The organism is Streptococcus gallolyticus subsp. gallolyticus DSM 16831 (genome assembly GCF_002000985.1).
Lineage (GTDB): Bacteria > Bacillota > Bacilli > Lactobacillales > Streptococcaceae > Streptococcus > Streptococcus gallolyticus.
The window spans coordinates 344,146-359,131 of record NZ_CP018822.1 but is presented as its reverse complement, the minus strand read 5'-3'; the positions used below and the strand labels follow the sequence as shown (position 1 = coordinate 359,131).

Genomic DNA, 14,986 nt, shown 5'->3' with positions numbered 1-14,986 from the left:
AAAAAAAGACAAGCCTTTGCTTGTCTGCTCTGCGGAAAGAGGGACTTGAACCCTCACGATCTAAAGCGATCACAGGATCCTTAGTCCTGCGCGTCTGCCAATTCCGCCATTTCCGCTGTTCCTTAACAACATATAAAATTATATCAACTTATCTTTTTGCTGTCAACACTATTTTTCATATTTTTTCAAGAAAGTTGAAATTTTTTCAATGTATGCTTGAGGATCAGTTTCAAAGGATTTGGCATGTCCCGCACCTTTAACGATATACAATTCTTTCTCGCCTTGTGTGGCTTGATAATTCTTGTAAACCATACTTGTTGGCACAAAAGTATCATCACTGCCATGGATGAAAAGAACTGGACGTGTGTTATTTTTTAATTGATTCACACTACTTGCTTGACCGTAAGAAAAGCCTGCACGAATTTTTGAAATGGCAGATACTTCATAAAGAATTGGGAAAGCTGGGAGATTATACATTTCTTTAGCTTGATATTTTAACTCATCCCAGACACTACTATAACCACAATCTTCAATAATATTAACAACTTGGTCAGGCAAACTTTCTTCACCAGAAGCCATCATAACCGTTGCTGCTCCCATAGAAACACCAAACAAGGTAATTTCGCTGTCTGAATTTTGTTCAACTAGCAGCTCCGCCCATTTTATGACGTTTAAGCGGTCGTTCCAGCCATATCCAATGATTTGCCCTTCGCTGTCACCATGCGACATATTATCGGGCATAAGGACATTGTAACCTAGCTCATGAAACATCCATGCATAAGGCTTCATATCTTCCTTATCGTTTGTAAAACCATGAACAACAATAACCGTTTTATTTGTTGCTGTTTCTGCAGGAACATACCAAGCATCTTGTTTTAAACCTTGGTTGGTCATCCAAAGCGTTTCCTTTGTCAGTTGGTCAAAACTCTGCTCATAGGCGTAGAGAGGATTGTCTTTTGAACGACCATTATTATTAATGAATGATTTTTCTTCACGAATTTGTGCTACATGGAAAAAATAAAAACTTGCTCCGACACTTACTACAAAAAGTAAAGCAATAATTCCTAATAAAACACGACGTTTTCTAATTCTTATTTTTCTCATGCTCACTATTATACTATTTTTTCCTAAAAATAAAAGGGGTACAGATTCATTAGAATTGTATTATCAAAAAAAACACTCCCAAGCTTTTAGCTTAAAGAGTGTTAATCTGTTCTAGTGATTATTTGCTATTTTCAATCGCTGCTGTCACAAAGGCTGTGTAAAGCTCTTCTGGACGGTTTGGACGACTTTGAAGTTCTGGGTGATATTGAGCAGCCACGAAGAATTTTTTCTCTGGCAATTCAACAACTTCCATCAAGCGGTTATCTGGTGATACGCCTGAGAAAACAAAGCCTGCTTCTTCAAATTGGTCACGGAATTTAGTGTTAAATTCGTAACGGTGACGGTGACGGCGTTGAACAACTTCTTGATTGTTGTAAGCTTGTGCTGCACGTGAACCTGGTTTTAATTTACATGGGTAAAGCCCAAGGCGGAGTGTTCCCCCCATATCTTCGATGTCAATTTGATCACGCATAATATCAATAATTGGATATTTAGTATCTGGATCAAGTTCGGCTGAATTTGCACCTTCTAAGTTCAATACGTTGCGAGCAAATTCCACACAAGTCAATTGCATACCAAGACAAATACCAAGCATTGGCACATCTTTTTCACGCGCATAGCGGATTGCTTCGATTTTACCTTCTGTACCACGTTGACCAAATCCACCTGGGACAATGATACCATCAGCATCACCAAGCATTTCTTCAACATTGTCAGCTGTAAGATCGTTGGCATTAACCCATTTAAGGTCAATAGCCGTATCATTAACATAACCTGAGTGTTTAAGAGCTTCAACAACTGAAAGGTAAGCATCTGGCAATTCAACATATTTACCAACAAGAGCAATCTTAGTTGATTTTTTAAGATTCATAATCTTATCAACCATTGCAGACCATTCTGACATATCAGCTTTTGGCACATCCAATTTCAAGTGGTCACAAACGATTTGGTCCATATTTTGAGCTTGCATATTAAGTGGAATTTGATAAATGTGATCCACATCAAGCGATTCAATAACAGCTTCTGGAGCAACATCACAGAATTGTGCCAACTTATTTTTAATGTTTTGACCAGCTGGTTTTTCTGTACGGATAACCAACATATTAGGTTGAATCCCAAGACCACGCAATTCTTTAACAGAATGTTGTGTTGGTTTAGTTTTCATTTCACCAGCAGCTTTAAGGTATGGAAGAAGCGTTGTGTGAATGTACATAACATTGTCAGCACCAACATCTGCTTTCATTTGGCGAAGGGCTTCAAGGAATGGAAGACTTTCAATATCACCAACTGTACCACCAACTTCTGTGATGATAACATCAGAATCAGTTGTTGTCGCGGCACGTTTGATTTTTTCTTTCAAAGCGTCTGTGATGTGTGGGATAACTTGGACAGTTGCACCAAGATATTCACCTTTACGTTCTTTACGAAGAACTTCGCTATAAATTTTACCAGTTGTTACATTAGAATATTTGTTAAGGTTGATGTCAATAAAACGTTCATAGTGACCAAGGTCAAGGTCAGTTTCAGCACCATCGTCTGTCACGTAAACTTCACCGTGTTGATAAGGGCTCATTGTACCTGGGTCAATGTTAATATAAGGGTCAAATTTTTGGATAGTTACTTTAAGACCGCGATTTTTCAAAAGACGACCAAGACTTGCAGCCACGATTCCCTTACCGATAGAAGAAACAACACCACCAGTAACAAAAATATACTTAGTCATTAAATAAAACTCCTTTTAAATAAAATGATAGCAAACGATAAGTGCTTGAAGATTAAGAATAACAACAAATCAAAACATCCATAAGATATTTGATAAACGAAGAGACTGAAATAAAGTATTCATCTTCTCTGTTTGTGTAATTATAATTGCAAGACGCAGTGGTTGAGTGGATTCTAATGCGCTGATAAATCAGCTTTTACAACCCTACTCAACTGTGCGGGGGTGGGACAACAAAATCGAATTTCTTCGAAATTACCGATTTTTGTCCCACTCCCAGGAAAACAAAAATAGCTCCCTAAAAAGTTAGGGAGCTTTCATACGACCTCTAAAAAAAGAGGTGCCCGAATAATAATATAAACTATCCTGTGGCGTTTGTCAAATGATAATTGACAACTTTTTTTAATTTAGTAAAAAACTAATGCTGATGATTACTCTTCGTCTAAATCATCGTCTTCGTCGTCTTCTTCGTTGATGTCAACTTCTTCGTCCAAATCTTCATCTGGAATAATTTCGTTGATTTCTGAATCGTATGACTCAACTTCTGATTTTTCGTCATCTGGATTTTCTTCATCGTATTCTAAATCAGATGATTCAGGTGTGAAATCTTCATCTTCTGGATCATCATCTGAATAATCAATGGCATCTTCATCACCATCCATGAAGGCATTAACACGTTTTGGTTTGCGTTTTGGTGCACCATTTTCATCTTCTTCAAGAGTGATGATTTCTTCGTCAATTTCATCAATAGCATACCATGAACGGAGCCCCCATTTGTTATCCCCAAGTGGAATAAAACTTCCGTCAACGTTCAATGCAGAATAAAAATATGGCAATGCTTCACGAATTTCTGCATCTGATTTTTCAAGGTAGTTTTGGATCTCATTTACAAGATCGCTGAAATACATTTCATGATCACGTCCACGTTCTTCTAAAATCGCACGGGCAACTTCAATCATTGAAAGTTCGCTTTTTTCTTGTCCAGCAAATACTTCTAATTCCAAGGTAGTTCTCCTTATTATTTAGGATATGAGCAAATAGCCACAAAAACCCTATTATCTTAATTTTCGTTACTCTCTATTTTACGCTAATTTTGTCAATTCGTCAAAAGATTTATAAGAATTTCTGATAAAGGGCATAAAAAGCCAAGTAATCTTACGATTACCTGACTTTATAGGTATTTATCTAAGATAAATTATTTTACTTTTGCAGTGCTTGTGACAACGTCAACAGCTTTCTTCATAGCGATGTCGTGTTTAAGCATATCAGCTGAAAGAAGATTACGAACTTGTTCAACTTCCATGTTGTATTCTGAAGCAAGGTCGTTGATTTCTTTTTCGATTTCTTCGTCAGAAGCTTCAAATCCTTCAGCTTTAGCGATAGCTTCGATAATAAGGTTAGTTTTAACACGTTTGTCAGCGTCAGCTTCGTATTGTTTGTGAAGGTCTTCTTCAGTTGTACCAGTCAATTGGAAGTACATTTCTGGAGAGATACCTTGACGTTGCATGTTGCCCATGAATTCGTTCATAGCACGGTGCACTTCGTCATGTACCATTTCTTCTGGCAATTCAACGATTTCAGCGTTAGCAACTGCCAATTCAAGTGCAGCACCTTCAACAGCGTCATCGTATGCAATTTCTTTAGCTGCTTCAAGTTCTTTACGGTATTTAGCTTTCAATTCGTCAAGAGTTTCAACTTCTTCGTCGATGTCTTTAGCTAATTCGTCGTCAAGTGCTGGAACTTCTTTAGCTTTAACTTCGTGAACAGTTGTTACGAATTTAGCGTCTTTACCAGCAAGGTCTTCTGCTTGGTAGTTTTCTGGGAATGTTACATTAACATCAACAGTTTCACCAGCTTTAGCACCTACTAATTGGTCTTCAAAACCAGGGATGAATTGACCTGAACCAAGTTCAAGTGAGAAGTTATCACCTTTACCACCGTCAAATTCAACACCGTCAACTGAACCTACGAAGTCAATAACAACTGTATCCCCAAGTTCTGCAGCGTCTTCTTTGATGATAAGTTCAGCAAGGTTGTTGCGTTCGCGTTCAACTTTTTCGTCAACTTCAGCATCAGTTACTTCTTTTGTAGCTTCAACTGAAACTTCAAGGTCTTTATAGTCGCCAAGTTTTACTTCTGGTTTTGTAACAACTTCTGCAGTCAATGTCCATTCTTGACCTTTTTCCATTGATTGGATGTCAATTTTTGGTTGAGCAACAACATCAAGGCTAAGTTCAGCAACTGCTGCTTCGTATGCTGCTGGAAGAATAGCGTTCAAAGCATCTTCGTAAAGTGCTTCTTCACCAAATTTTTGGTTAAATACGGCACGTGGCATGTGTCCTTTACGGAATCCAGGTGCGTTTAAATTTTTCTTAACTTTGTTGAAAGCTTGATCAAGAGCTGGTTGGATTTTATCTTGACCGATTGTGAATGTAATCACGCCACGGTTAGTAGCTTTGTTTTCAAATGATACAGACATGAAGTCATTTCTCCTTAAAATTTTATATACAGTTTAGTTTACCATATTTTACGGGCTTTTAAAAGTTTTTTGTGTAAAAATCCTAGGTCAATCGCCACTCTATTTGCGGAATTGCTGCGTATTAGATAGGCTCCTAATGACATTGCAGTCAACTTTTCTCATTTTACTGTCCTACATAAAACTTTTGGTAATTCTTAATTTATATTAAAAACTTGCTTGCTATTCGTTTTTTTAATAAACTAAGGGTATGAATATTATCTCTAAATATCTCGAACAATTACAAATCGAACAAATCGCTGTGGATCTTATTTCTAAGGCGGTTTCATTGATACTTCTTTTTCTATTTTTCTTAATTGTAAAGCGTGTTGCTGATTTTATTTTTAAACATGCGGTAGAAAAATCAATTACGCTTTCGCGCCAAACGGAAGCTCGCCAAAAGACAATCAGCAAACTTTTGCACAACATCATGAACTACACCATCTACTTTTTCCTACTTTATTGGGTGTTGAGTATTCTTGGTGTTCCAGTTTCTAGTTTATTGGCTGGTGCTGGTCTTGCTGGGGTCGCTATTGGGCTTGGTGCACAAGGCTTTTTAACTGACGTGGTTAACGGATTCTTTATTCTTCTTGAAAATCAATTTGAAGTCGGTGATTCTGTCGTTATTGGAACAGTTGAAGGAAATATTTCAAGCGTCGGTATTCGTACCACACAAATTCGCGGTTTCGACGGAACACTTCATTTCATTCCTAATCGTAATATTACTGTTGTTTCTAACAAATCACGTGGTGATATGCGTGTTCAGATTGATATTCCAATCTACGCTCACACAGACTTAGAAAAAATCTCAAATATCATTAAGACGATCAACAAAGAACAGCTACCATCTTATCCTGAAATCGTTGGTAGTCCAACCATTTTAGGACCACGTACAAATAGCACTGCACAACTTGTTTTCCGTGTTGATATTTTCGTGCAAAATGGCAAACAAAGTTACATTTATTCTAACTTTTACCGTCTTTACCAAGAAGCGCTTTTGGAAAATGACATTGCATTGCCAACGATGTATGCCAACCCGACACTTACAAAATAGAATATTATATCATAAAAGAGGACGCCAACCGTCCTCTTTATTTATTTTTAAAATTTTCGAATTGGGTCTGATGTATAAGTTGCACGCGCGCCACCAATTAATTTTGGCCGGCTCGCTAAAGCAGTCACATGAGCGCCACCCAACTCACATTGCACTGGAATTAACGGCACTTGTACGCGCTTGACATGCATACCAATAAAGGTATCTCCAATATCTAGCCCAGCATGTGCCACGATTTCTTCAACCTCAACAGGGTCTTGCATGAACTTGAAAGCAGCGACTTGTCCGCTTCCACCCGCATGCAGATTTGGAATGACATTAACGATTTCTAATTCTTTTTTCTCAGCTAATTCGCGTTCAACCGTCAAAGCACGATTTAAATGTTCACAACCTTGCACAGCTAGATAAATCCCACGCTCATTTAGCACATCTAAAATCGTCTTAACAATCACTTCACCGATTTCAGCACTGCTATTTTTCCCAATCAAACCACCTGCAACCTCACTTGAGGACAAGCCAAGAACAAAAATTTGACCTTTTTTAATAGCAGAGCGTTCAACAATATCAATCACAATAGCACGTGTTTGCTTTTCTAATTCTTGTAGGTTCATGTCAATCCTCCTTTTACTTCATTATACACTAATGTTTTTCAAAACGCAGATAAGCAAGATAGACAAGGTAACCAACAAACATTCCAAAGAAATTTTGTAAAACATTTCCTAAAATACCTGCCCAAGCAGCACCCAAGCCATACCCCAACAGCAAGGCGGCTACAAAATACCAGCCAATCATTGAAACACTAGCTAGTACAAGACCCAGAATACGTTTTTTCCCATTCCAGCCTGCAAAAAATCCTTGTGCCCCATGTGCAATCAGACTATGAAACATATATTGTGGATAGCCCAGCAAAAGGTCAATAAGAAAGCCAGATAAGCCACCGACAATTGCTCCAGATTTTGAACCTAAATAATAAGCAGTAAAATAAATTCCAACATCTAACAAGGTCAAATAACCTGTTGGGGTTGGAACATGAATGTAAGCCAAAACAACACTCAAAGCTGTCAAAACAGCCATTAAGGTTAAGTCACGCGTATTAGTTTTCTTCATAATTTTGTTTCACTCCATATTGGTCTGAATGACGAATCGCTTGATAAACGAACTCTTTAGATTGTTCAACAGCAGCTTTGGCAGACTTTCCAAGCACTAATTGGCTTGCAATGCTTGAAGCGAATGTACAACCAGCACCGATATTATTATTTTCAAGGACAGGTGTCTCAAAAACAGTCACGTTTTCACCGTCGTAAAAAACGTCAATCGCTTTTTCCTTACTTAATCGGTTGCCACCTTTAACAACTACGTTTTTCGCTCCTAACTGGTGCAATTTTTTCGCCGCAGCTTTCATATCATCCAAAGTTTTGATTGAGGTTTGGGTCAATAGCTCAGCTTCTACCAAATTCGGCGTGATAATGGTCACATATGGAAAAAATTTCAAGAGTTCATCACGAAGCGCTGAAACTTCAACATCATGTTTTTCTTTACAAACCAAAACTGGGTCAAGAACAATTGGAATTCCAACGTGCGATTTAACGAATTCAAGTGCTAAATCAGCAACTTTCACGTTTGGCAACAAACCAAGTTTTATCCCTGAAAAAGGAACATCTTTGAGACTATTTAATTGGTGAGAAAAGACTGTCTCATCTGTCGCAAAAACATCAAATCCATTTTCTGTCAATGCCGTTAAGCAAGTTACCGCTAGAAAACCATGCAAATGATTGGTTGTATAGGTTGCCAAATCAGCATAGAGACCACCGCCACTAAAAATATCATTTCCTGAAATGGCTAAAATGTAGTTATTCGTCATAATTAATCTCCTTTAAATAAAGACCATTCCCCGCTGCCGTAGGACCTGCTAAATCACGATTTTTCGACTCTAAAACCGTCTTAATCTGACTAACTGGCATACGACCATTACCGATTTTCAACAAGGTTCCAACCATATTGCGAACTTGCTTGTAAAGAAAGCCATTGCCACTGAATGTAAACACAAAGAAACCTGTTTTGTCATCAATAGCAACTGTTGCTCGCGTAATCGTGCGAACTTTATTTTCAACAGAAGTCCCAGAAGCCGTGAAACCTGTAAAATCATGCGTCCCTACCAAATCCTTAATGGCTTCTTGCATACTTGTCAAATCTAGGGGATAAGGATAATGCGTCGCATAATGTCGCATCATTGGATTTTTGGGTCGTCCAGCATCTACTAAAAACTCATAAGTCTTGCTGTGCTTATTGTAACGGGCATGAAACTCATCACTGACTTGCTCGACTTTCACCACATCTATATCTTCTGGAGACTGCGTATCCAAACCAAATCGTAATTTTTCCACATCACGCGCCTGTGGCAAATCAAAATGTACGACCTGTCCATAAGCATGCACCCCTGAATCTGTACGACCAGCACCATGCACTTTAACTGGATTACCGCTATTCAATTTCTGTAATGTTTTTTCTAATTCTTCCTGAACAGAACGCTCACTCGGCTGTCGTTGAAAGCCAGCAAAAAGCCTACCATCATAGGAAATCGTTGCTTTATATCTTACCATGAGTGTATTTTATCATCTTAACAAAAGACTTTCCAGAAAATTTAGAACAAACTGTCCCCATACAGAATTTTACATAAAAAAGAAATTGGAAATGTTAGTTTCCAATCTCTGTGAGAGTTTATTTTTTTATAATATCAGATGTAACTTGAGCAACTTCAACTGGATTTTCCCATGCCATTGAATGTCCTACATTTTCAATAACTTTTAAAGGAATCCCATCTCTGTCTAAACTTTCATAATCATCATCTGGCAAAGATTTTCTTCCGAAAATGACGGTCTTAGGAATCTTTAAATCATATAACAACTTCCTCCAAGATACTTCCCCACCCTGAACAGCATTAACAGATAATCGATGTACAGCATATGGCGACCAATTAGATAAAGTAGCACCCCACATAGTTCCTCCAGAATTTCGACTATTTGACAGTATTTTTTCGCATCCAAACTCAATAAAATCACGTTCCTCAAAAGATGCTATTTCAAAACTTGAACTTCCTTTAACACTCGCATCGAGATTAGGCTCAGTTAAAATCAAATGTCTTACCTTATCTTGACAAAGAGTTGTGAGTTCTATGGCAATCGGACCACCTAAACTATGTCCAAAAACATTAAAGTCATTTAAGTTTAAATCTTCAATGAATGATTTTAAGTATTGCACATGCGAACTTACTCGATAATCAAATTCAGTTGGCTTATCACTGTATCCAGCTCCTAATAAATCAACAATAATACATCTTGTATCATTAAAGACGCTTTGTGCCGCTACTCCTGAATAATCAAATGAACCCGCGCAACCTAAGCCGTGAATGAATAAAATTGTATTTTCTGTTCCAAGAAAATCTTGATAACGAAGATACGCACTATGTTCCTTAATGTAATATTCTTTCATAATAACTCCTATCCCTATATTCAAAAACAGAGATCAGAACCGAACATTTCCAATCTCTGTGAGAGTTTATTCACCGTCAAAGGCGTCTTTCATTTTGTTAAAGAATCCTTTTTTCTTAGGATTAACAACTTTGTCACCACCTGCTGCTGCGAAGTTTTTAAGCGCTTCGACTTGAGCATCATTAAGTTTGGTTGGTGTTACGATATTGACGGTTACATGTTGGTCTCCTTGACCTCCACCACGCAATTTCGGAGCACCTTTACCTTTAAGGCGGAATGTCTTACCAGTTTGTGTTCCAGCTGGGATTGTCATTTCAACATCACCATGCACCGTTGGCACTTCGACAGTATCACCAAGAGCTGCTTGAACAAAGCTAATATTCATGTTGTAGTAAATGGTTGAGCCATTACGTTCAAATTGCTTACTTGGTAAAACATTGATAATAACGAAGAGGTCACCATAAGGTCCGCCGTTAAAGCCTGCTTCACCTTGACCTTGCAAGCGAATTTGTTGACCGGTTTCAACACCTGCTGGAATCTTAACAGATACTTTATGAGTTTTCTTTTCATGACCAGTACCATGACAAGTATGACAAGGGTCTTTGATTTCTTTACCTGTACCATGGCAGACATCACAAGTTACTTGACGACGCATCATACCAAGAGGTGTTTGTGTATCAACATTAATAACTCCTGAACCATGACAACGACTACATGTTACAGGGCTAGTTCCAGGTTTAGCACCTGTACCAGAACATGTTGAACAAGTTGATTCACGGTTATAAGCCACTTCTTTTTCTACACCAAAAACGGCTTCTTCAAAACTCAAATTCACACGGTATTGAAGATCATCACCTTGACGTGGCGCATTTGGATTACGCATGCCTCCACCGCCACCAAAGAAGCTTGAGAAGATATCTTCGAAACCACCAAAGCCAGCACCACCATCGAAACCGCCAAATCCACCAGCTCCGCCACCGAAGCCGCCATTAGCTCCCGCAGCACCATATTGGTCATAAGCGGCACGTTTTTGCTCATCACCTAGCGTTTCATAAGCCTCTTGAACTTCTTTGTACTTTTCTTCAGCACCAGGTTCTTTGTTAATATCTGGGTGGTACTTCTTCGACATTTTTCGATAAGCTTTTTTAATCTCATCTTGCGAAGCGTCTTTAGAAACACCCAAACGATCGTAAAATTCTGTATTGTTCATAATTAAGATACAAAGGGCGTTAAGCGGACAAAGCCAAAATAGAAGACTTGACAACGGACGTTTACGTCCTAGGAAAATCTATCTTTTTGGCACAGTCCGTAGCCCGTGTTCATTTCTGAACACTTTCCTTTCTTTATCATTAAAAAGGTTATTAAAAATAATTCTATGATTTCTCTATTTATCCAAAAACAGAGGTTGATATTTTCGCAACCTCTGAATTTTATAATTTACCAAGAAAAATTCACACTAAACTTACTAAAATAAGAACAGTCAAATATATTCTTGATAATCATTGATGAATTATTTTTCAGTAAACTCACCGTCAACAACGTCATCACCATTGTTTGATGAATCAGTTGATTGTGCACTTTCAGCACCTGCTTGGGCTTGTTGTGCAGCTGCAGCTTGTTCGTACAATTTCACAGCAAGAGCTTGAGCTTTTTCGTTAAGAGCTTCAAGTTTAGCTTTCATATCTTCAAGATTGTTAGCTTCTTGAGCAGCTTTCAATTCATCAAGAGCAGATTGAGCAGCATCACGTTCTGTATCAAAGCCTTTGCCTTCAGTTTCTTTGATTGTTTTTTCTGTTGCAAAGATAGCTTGATCAACTTCGTTACGAAGGTCAACTTCTTCTTTACGTTTAGCATCAGCTTCTGCGTTAGCTTCTGCATCTTTCATCATTTTTTCAATTTCTTCATCAGTCAAACCAGAATTAGATTGAATAACGATGTGTTGTTCTTTTTGAGTACCAAGGTCTTTAGCTTTAACAGACACGATACCGTTTTTGTCAATATCAAATGTTACTTCGATTTGAGGGATACCACGAGGTGCAGCTGGAATATCAGTCAATTGGAAACGACCAAGAGTTTTATTATCAGCAGCCATTGGACGTTCACCTTGAAGAACGTGGATATCTACGGCTGGTTGGTTATCAGCAGCTGTTGAGAACACTTGTGATTTAGATGTTGGGATAGTTGTGTTACGGTCAATAAGTTTTGTAAATACACCACCCATAGTTTCAATACCAAGTGACAACGGAGTAACGTCAAGAAGAACGACATCTTTAACATCACCAGTGATAACACCACCTTGGATAGCAGCACCCATAGCAACTACTTCGTCAGGGTTAACAGATTTGTTTGGTTCTTTACCAGTTTCAGCTTTAACAGCTTCGACAACGGCAGGAATACGTGTTGAACCACCAACAAGGATAACTTCATCAATTTCAGAGATTGAAAGACCAGCATCTGACAAAGCTTGACGAACTGGAGTTTTAGTACGTTCAACAAGGTCACGAGTCAAATCATCAAATTTAGCACGAGTAAGGCTTGTTTCCAAGTGAAGAGGTCCAGCAGCTCCAGCAGTGATGAATGGAAGTGAGATTTGTGTTTGAGTCACACCTGAAAGGTCTTTTTTAGCTTTTTCAGCAGCATCTTTCAAACGTTGAAGAGCCATTTTATCTTGGCTAAGGTCTACGCCATTTTCGTTCTTGAAGTCAGCAACTAACCAATCAATAATTTTTTGGTCGAAGTCGTCACCACCAAGTTTGTTATCACCTGCTGTTGCAAGTACGTCAAAGACACCGTCACCAAGTTCAAGAATAGAAACGTCAAATGTACCACCACCAAGGTCAAATACTAAGATTTTTTCATCTTTATCAGTTTTATCAAGACCGTATGCAAGAGCGGCTGCAGTTGGTTCGTTAACGATACGTTCTACTTCAAGACCAGCGATTTTACCAGCATCTTTTGTTGCTTGACGTTGAGCATCGTTGAAGTATGCAGGAACTGTGATAACAGCTTTTGTTACTTTTTCACCAAGGTAATCTTCAGCATAACCTTTAAGGTATTGAAGAATCATTGCTGAAATTTCTTGTGGAGTGTATTCTTTACCATTTGCAGATACTTTTTCAGAAGTACCCATTTTAGATTTGATAGAAATAACTGTATCTGGATTAGTTACTGCTTGACGTTTAGCAGCGTCACCAACGATGATTTCACCGTTTTTGAATGAAACAACTGAAGGAGTTGTACGGTTACCTTCTGGGTTTGCAATAATTTTTGATTCAGTTCCTTCAAGAACTGCAACGGCTGAGTTTGTTGTACCTAAGTCAATACCAATAATTTTAGACATATTTTATCCCTCTTTTTTATGATTTATCTTTTTTTCTTTCAGTTATAGTTTTATGACATTGCGGTCAAGTCTTTGCTAACGATTAGCTGTAAACAACAACCATAGCTGGACGCAATAGACGTTCGTGAAGTTTGTAACCCTTTTGAAGCACTTGAGCAATGCTATCTGCAGGATGTTCTTCATCAGCTGGAAGAGTTTGAACTGCCATATGCAAGTTGTGGTCAAAGTTTTCAACAACCACTTCTTCAACACCTTCTTCGTTAAGCGCACGAATCAAGCTGTCACGTGTCATTTCAAGACCTTTTTTCACATCATCTGTCAATCCTTCAACAGCAAGTGCTCTTTCCAAATTATCCAAACTTGGTAAAATTGCTTTGGCTAAATCTTGTGAACGGTATTTTTGCAATTGCTGACGTTCTTCATTAGCGCGACGTTGAATGTTTTGCATTTCAGCATGAGCACGAAGGTATTTATTTTCAAAATCTTCCGCACGCTCAAGTGCTTTTTGCAATTCTTCATTTTGAGCATCTTCTTGAGGCTGCTCTTCTACTTTTTCTTCAGTCACAACATCAGTGGCTTCAACTTCTTCTTGAAGTTCTTCGTTTTTAGTTTCTTCTGACACTGTGTCCCTCCCTTATCTTTTTTATCAATTTAATTACTAAACTTAGTTGACCTCGTAATGATTACTATTGAGGTAGCGATAATAATCACCAAGTTTCATCGCCAAAACACGCCCGATAACATTTACCAAGCTAACACTTCTGCGATAATCCATATCAATCGGACCAATCAAGCTAAGAAGCCCAAATCCACGATAAGGAATCAGAAACTTATGTGTCAAAACAGTCACATTAGCTAGCGCTGCTTCTTGACTATCTGCAACCTGAACAGTCGCAATCTCATCTTCTTTCATTGAAGAGCGAAGAGCAACCGCGACCCTTTGGTCATTATCTAAGAAACGATATGTTTCCAGATTAGCATAATCAAGCGAATTAACCTTACCAGCTACAAAAACCAATTCTTTAAACAATTCTGCGAAAATATAGTCGAACAAATCTAACACATTGTCTGTCACGGTAAAATATTTTTGCAAAATCTGCGGAATCTCTGTTCGTAACTTATAATGAATATCCATCACCGTTCGTCCAAGCAAACGCTCATCGACGATTTCTTTCAAAGTTACCAAATCTTTCAACATGAAGTTTTTAGGAATGGCAAATTGAATTGTCGCAGGTTTGGATTCATCCAAGGTTAAAACAGCTAGAGCATCATGACTCGATAATTGAACAATATCGAAAGCTGTAAGTTTTTGACGAGCTGGCTCAACATCCAAAATCACCGACGTGTAACCAGTCATATCAGCCAAAACCTGACTTGCTTTTTGTAGAATATCATCAAGCTTAAAAGCTTCAAAATCAAAAGCTTTGATGACCTGATAAATATCACGTTCATCGATACTGTCAAGACTCAATGAATGCTCAACAAAATACTTAAAACCAGCAGCACTTGGCATTCGCCCACTTGACGTATGAGCCTTTTCAAGTAAGCCCAACTTTTCTAGCTTCGCCATATCGTTACGAATCGTTGCACTACTCGAGTCAATGGTTGCCTGTAAAGTCTTAGAGCCGACAGGTTCATGCGTCTGTGTAAATAATTCGACAATCAAATTCAAAATATCACTTTGACGTTGGGTAATCATAACCTCGCTCCTTTCTACATTTAGCACTCATATACCTCGACTGCTAATTCATGATTTTATTATACT

Annotated in this window: 14 protein-coding genes and 1 tRNA gene; 1 reads left to right on the top strand and 14 read right to left on the bottom strand. The window is 38.2% G+C overall.

The window, feature by feature from the left end:
* Positions 1–30: 30 nt before the first annotated feature.
* From BTR42_RS02050 to tig, 5 genes are all read right to left on the bottom strand, one after another.
* Positions 31–116, bottom strand: a tRNA-Leu gene (locus BTR42_RS02050).
* A gap of 52 nt (positions 117–168) precedes the next feature.
* Complete coding sequence (locus BTR42_RS02045; RefSeq protein WP_012961372.1) at positions 169–1,104, bottom strand: alpha/beta hydrolase; 936 nt, start codon at positions 1,102–1,104, stop codon at positions 169–171.
* Between the two features lie 118 nt (positions 1,105–1,222).
* Complete coding sequence (locus BTR42_RS02040) at positions 1,223–2,827, bottom strand: CTP synthase (protein WP_009853380.1); 1,605 nt, start codon at positions 2,825–2,827, stop codon at positions 1,223–1,225.
* A gap of 428 nt (positions 2,828–3,255) precedes the next feature.
* Positions 3,256–3,828, bottom strand: a complete 573-nt coding sequence (rpoE, locus tag BTR42_RS02035; protein WP_003063238.1) for a DNA-directed RNA polymerase subunit delta — start codon at positions 3,826–3,828, stop codon at positions 3,256–3,258.
* A gap of 191 nt (positions 3,829–4,019) precedes the next feature.
* Positions 4,020–5,303: a trigger factor gene (gene tig, locus BTR42_RS02030; RefSeq protein ID WP_077496184.1), complete on the bottom strand. Its 1,284-nt coding sequence runs from the start codon at positions 5,301–5,303 to the stop codon at positions 4,020–4,022.
* A gap of 247 nt (positions 5,304–5,550) precedes the next feature.
* Between tig and BTR42_RS02025 the strand changes: the two genes are divergently transcribed.
* Positions 5,551–6,393: a mechanosensitive ion channel family protein gene (locus BTR42_RS02025; protein ID WP_009853378.1), complete on the top strand. Its 843-nt coding sequence runs from the start codon at positions 5,551–5,553 to the stop codon at positions 6,391–6,393.
* 47 nt (positions 6,394–6,440) lie between these two features.
* On the opposite strand, the gene BTR42_RS02020 is transcribed toward BTR42_RS02025, so the two are convergent.
* The 9 genes from BTR42_RS02020 to hrcA all read right to left on the bottom strand — a co-directional run bounded on the left by BTR42_RS02020 (position 6,441) and on the right by hrcA (position 14,920).
* Positions 6,441–7,004, bottom strand: a complete 564-nt coding sequence (locus BTR42_RS02020) for a TIGR01440 family protein (protein WP_077496182.1) — start codon at positions 7,002–7,004, stop codon at positions 6,441–6,443.
* Between the two features lie 28 nt (positions 7,005–7,032).
* Positions 7,033–7,500, bottom strand: coding sequence for an ECF transporter S component (locus tag BTR42_RS02015; RefSeq protein WP_003063224.1), 468 nt, complete (start codon positions 7,498–7,500; stop codon positions 7,033–7,035).
* A complete protein-coding gene (locus tag BTR42_RS02010; RefSeq protein WP_077496180.1) occupies positions 7,487–8,254 on the bottom strand; it encodes a bifunctional hydroxymethylpyrimidine kinase/phosphomethylpyrimidine kinase in 768 nt (255 codons plus the stop codon). Before BTR42_RS02010 ends, BTR42_RS02015 begins: the two co-directional genes overlap by 14 nt.
* Complete coding sequence (truA, locus tag BTR42_RS02005) at positions 8,244–8,993, bottom strand: tRNA pseudouridine(38-40) synthase TruA (protein WP_003063219.1); 750 nt, start codon at positions 8,991–8,993, stop codon at positions 8,244–8,246. Before truA ends, BTR42_RS02010 begins: the two co-directional genes overlap by 11 nt.
* Before the next feature lie 118 nt (positions 8,994–9,111).
* Complete coding sequence (locus BTR42_RS02000; RefSeq protein ID WP_077496178.1) at positions 9,112–9,882, bottom strand: alpha/beta fold hydrolase; 771 nt, start codon at positions 9,880–9,882, stop codon at positions 9,112–9,114.
* Positions 9,883–9,948: 66 nt separating this feature from the next.
* Entirely contained in the window at positions 9,949–11,091 is a 1,143-nt protein-coding gene (dnaJ, locus tag BTR42_RS01995) for a molecular chaperone DnaJ (protein ID WP_009853374.1), read from the bottom strand.
* Positions 11,092–11,391: 300 nt separating this feature from the next.
* Positions 11,392–13,221 (bottom strand): molecular chaperone DnaK, encoded by a 1,830-nt coding sequence (dnaK, locus tag BTR42_RS01990; RefSeq protein WP_061459093.1) that lies wholly within the window; start codon positions 13,219–13,221, stop codon positions 11,392–11,394.
* 82 nt (positions 13,222–13,303) lie between these two features.
* The gene (gene grpE / locus BTR42_RS01985; protein WP_003063213.1) at positions 13,304–13,843 is read right to left on the bottom strand and encodes a nucleotide exchange factor GrpE; all 540 of its coding nucleotides are present in this window, start codon (positions 13,841–13,843) and stop codon (positions 13,304–13,306) included.
* 42 nt (positions 13,844–13,885) lie between these two features.
* Positions 13,886–14,920: a heat-inducible transcriptional repressor HrcA gene (gene hrcA, locus BTR42_RS01980; protein ID WP_012961371.1), complete on the bottom strand. Its 1,035-nt coding sequence runs from the start codon at positions 14,918–14,920 to the stop codon at positions 13,886–13,888.
* Positions 14,921–14,986 lie beyond the last annotated feature (66 nt).

What these genes read in the sequence shown, in the direction of transcription:
- BTR42_RS02045 (WP_012961372.1), bottom strand. Translation starts at nt 1,104, where the DNA reads ATGAGAAAAATAAGAATTAGAAAACGTCGTGTTTTATTAGGAATTATT.
- BTR42_RS02040 (WP_009853380.1), bottom strand. Translation starts at nt 2,827, where the DNA reads ATGACTAAGTATATTTTTGTTACTGGTGGTGTTGTTTCTTCTATCGGT.
- tig (WP_077496184.1), bottom strand. Translation starts at nt 5,303, where the DNA reads ATGTCTGTATCATTTGAAAACAAAGCTACTAACCGTGGCGTGATTACA.
- BTR42_RS02025 (WP_009853378.1), top strand. Translation starts at nt 5,551, where the DNA reads ATGAATATTATCTCTAAATATCTCGAACAATTACAAATCGAACAAATC.
- BTR42_RS02020 (WP_077496182.1), bottom strand. Translation starts at nt 7,004, where the DNA reads ATGAACCTACAAGAATTAGAAAAGCAAACACGTGCTATTGTGATTGAT.
- BTR42_RS02015 (WP_003063224.1), bottom strand. Translation starts at nt 7,500, where the DNA reads ATGAAGAAAACTAATACGCGTGACTTAACCTTAATGGCTGTTTTGACA.
- BTR42_RS02010 (WP_077496180.1), bottom strand. Translation starts at nt 8,254, where the DNA reads ATGACGAATAACTACATTTTAGCCATTTCAGGAAATGATATTTTTAGT.
- truA (WP_003063219.1), bottom strand. Translation starts at nt 8,993, where the DNA reads ATGGTAAGATATAAAGCAACGATTTCCTATGATGGTAGGCTTTTTGCT.
- BTR42_RS02000 (WP_077496178.1), bottom strand. Translation starts at nt 9,882, where the DNA reads ATGAAAGAATATTACATTAAGGAACATAGTGCGTATCTTCGTTATCAA.
- dnaJ (WP_009853374.1), bottom strand. Translation starts at nt 11,091, where the DNA reads ATGAACAATACAGAATTTTACGATCGTTTGGGTGTTTCTAAAGACGCT.
- dnaK (WP_061459093.1), bottom strand. Translation starts at nt 13,221, where the DNA reads ATGTCTAAAATTATTGGTATTGACTTAGGTACAACAAACTCAGCCGTT.
- hrcA (WP_012961371.1), bottom strand. Translation starts at nt 14,920, where the DNA reads ATGATTACCCAACGTCAAAGTGATATTTTGAATTTGATTGTCGAATTA.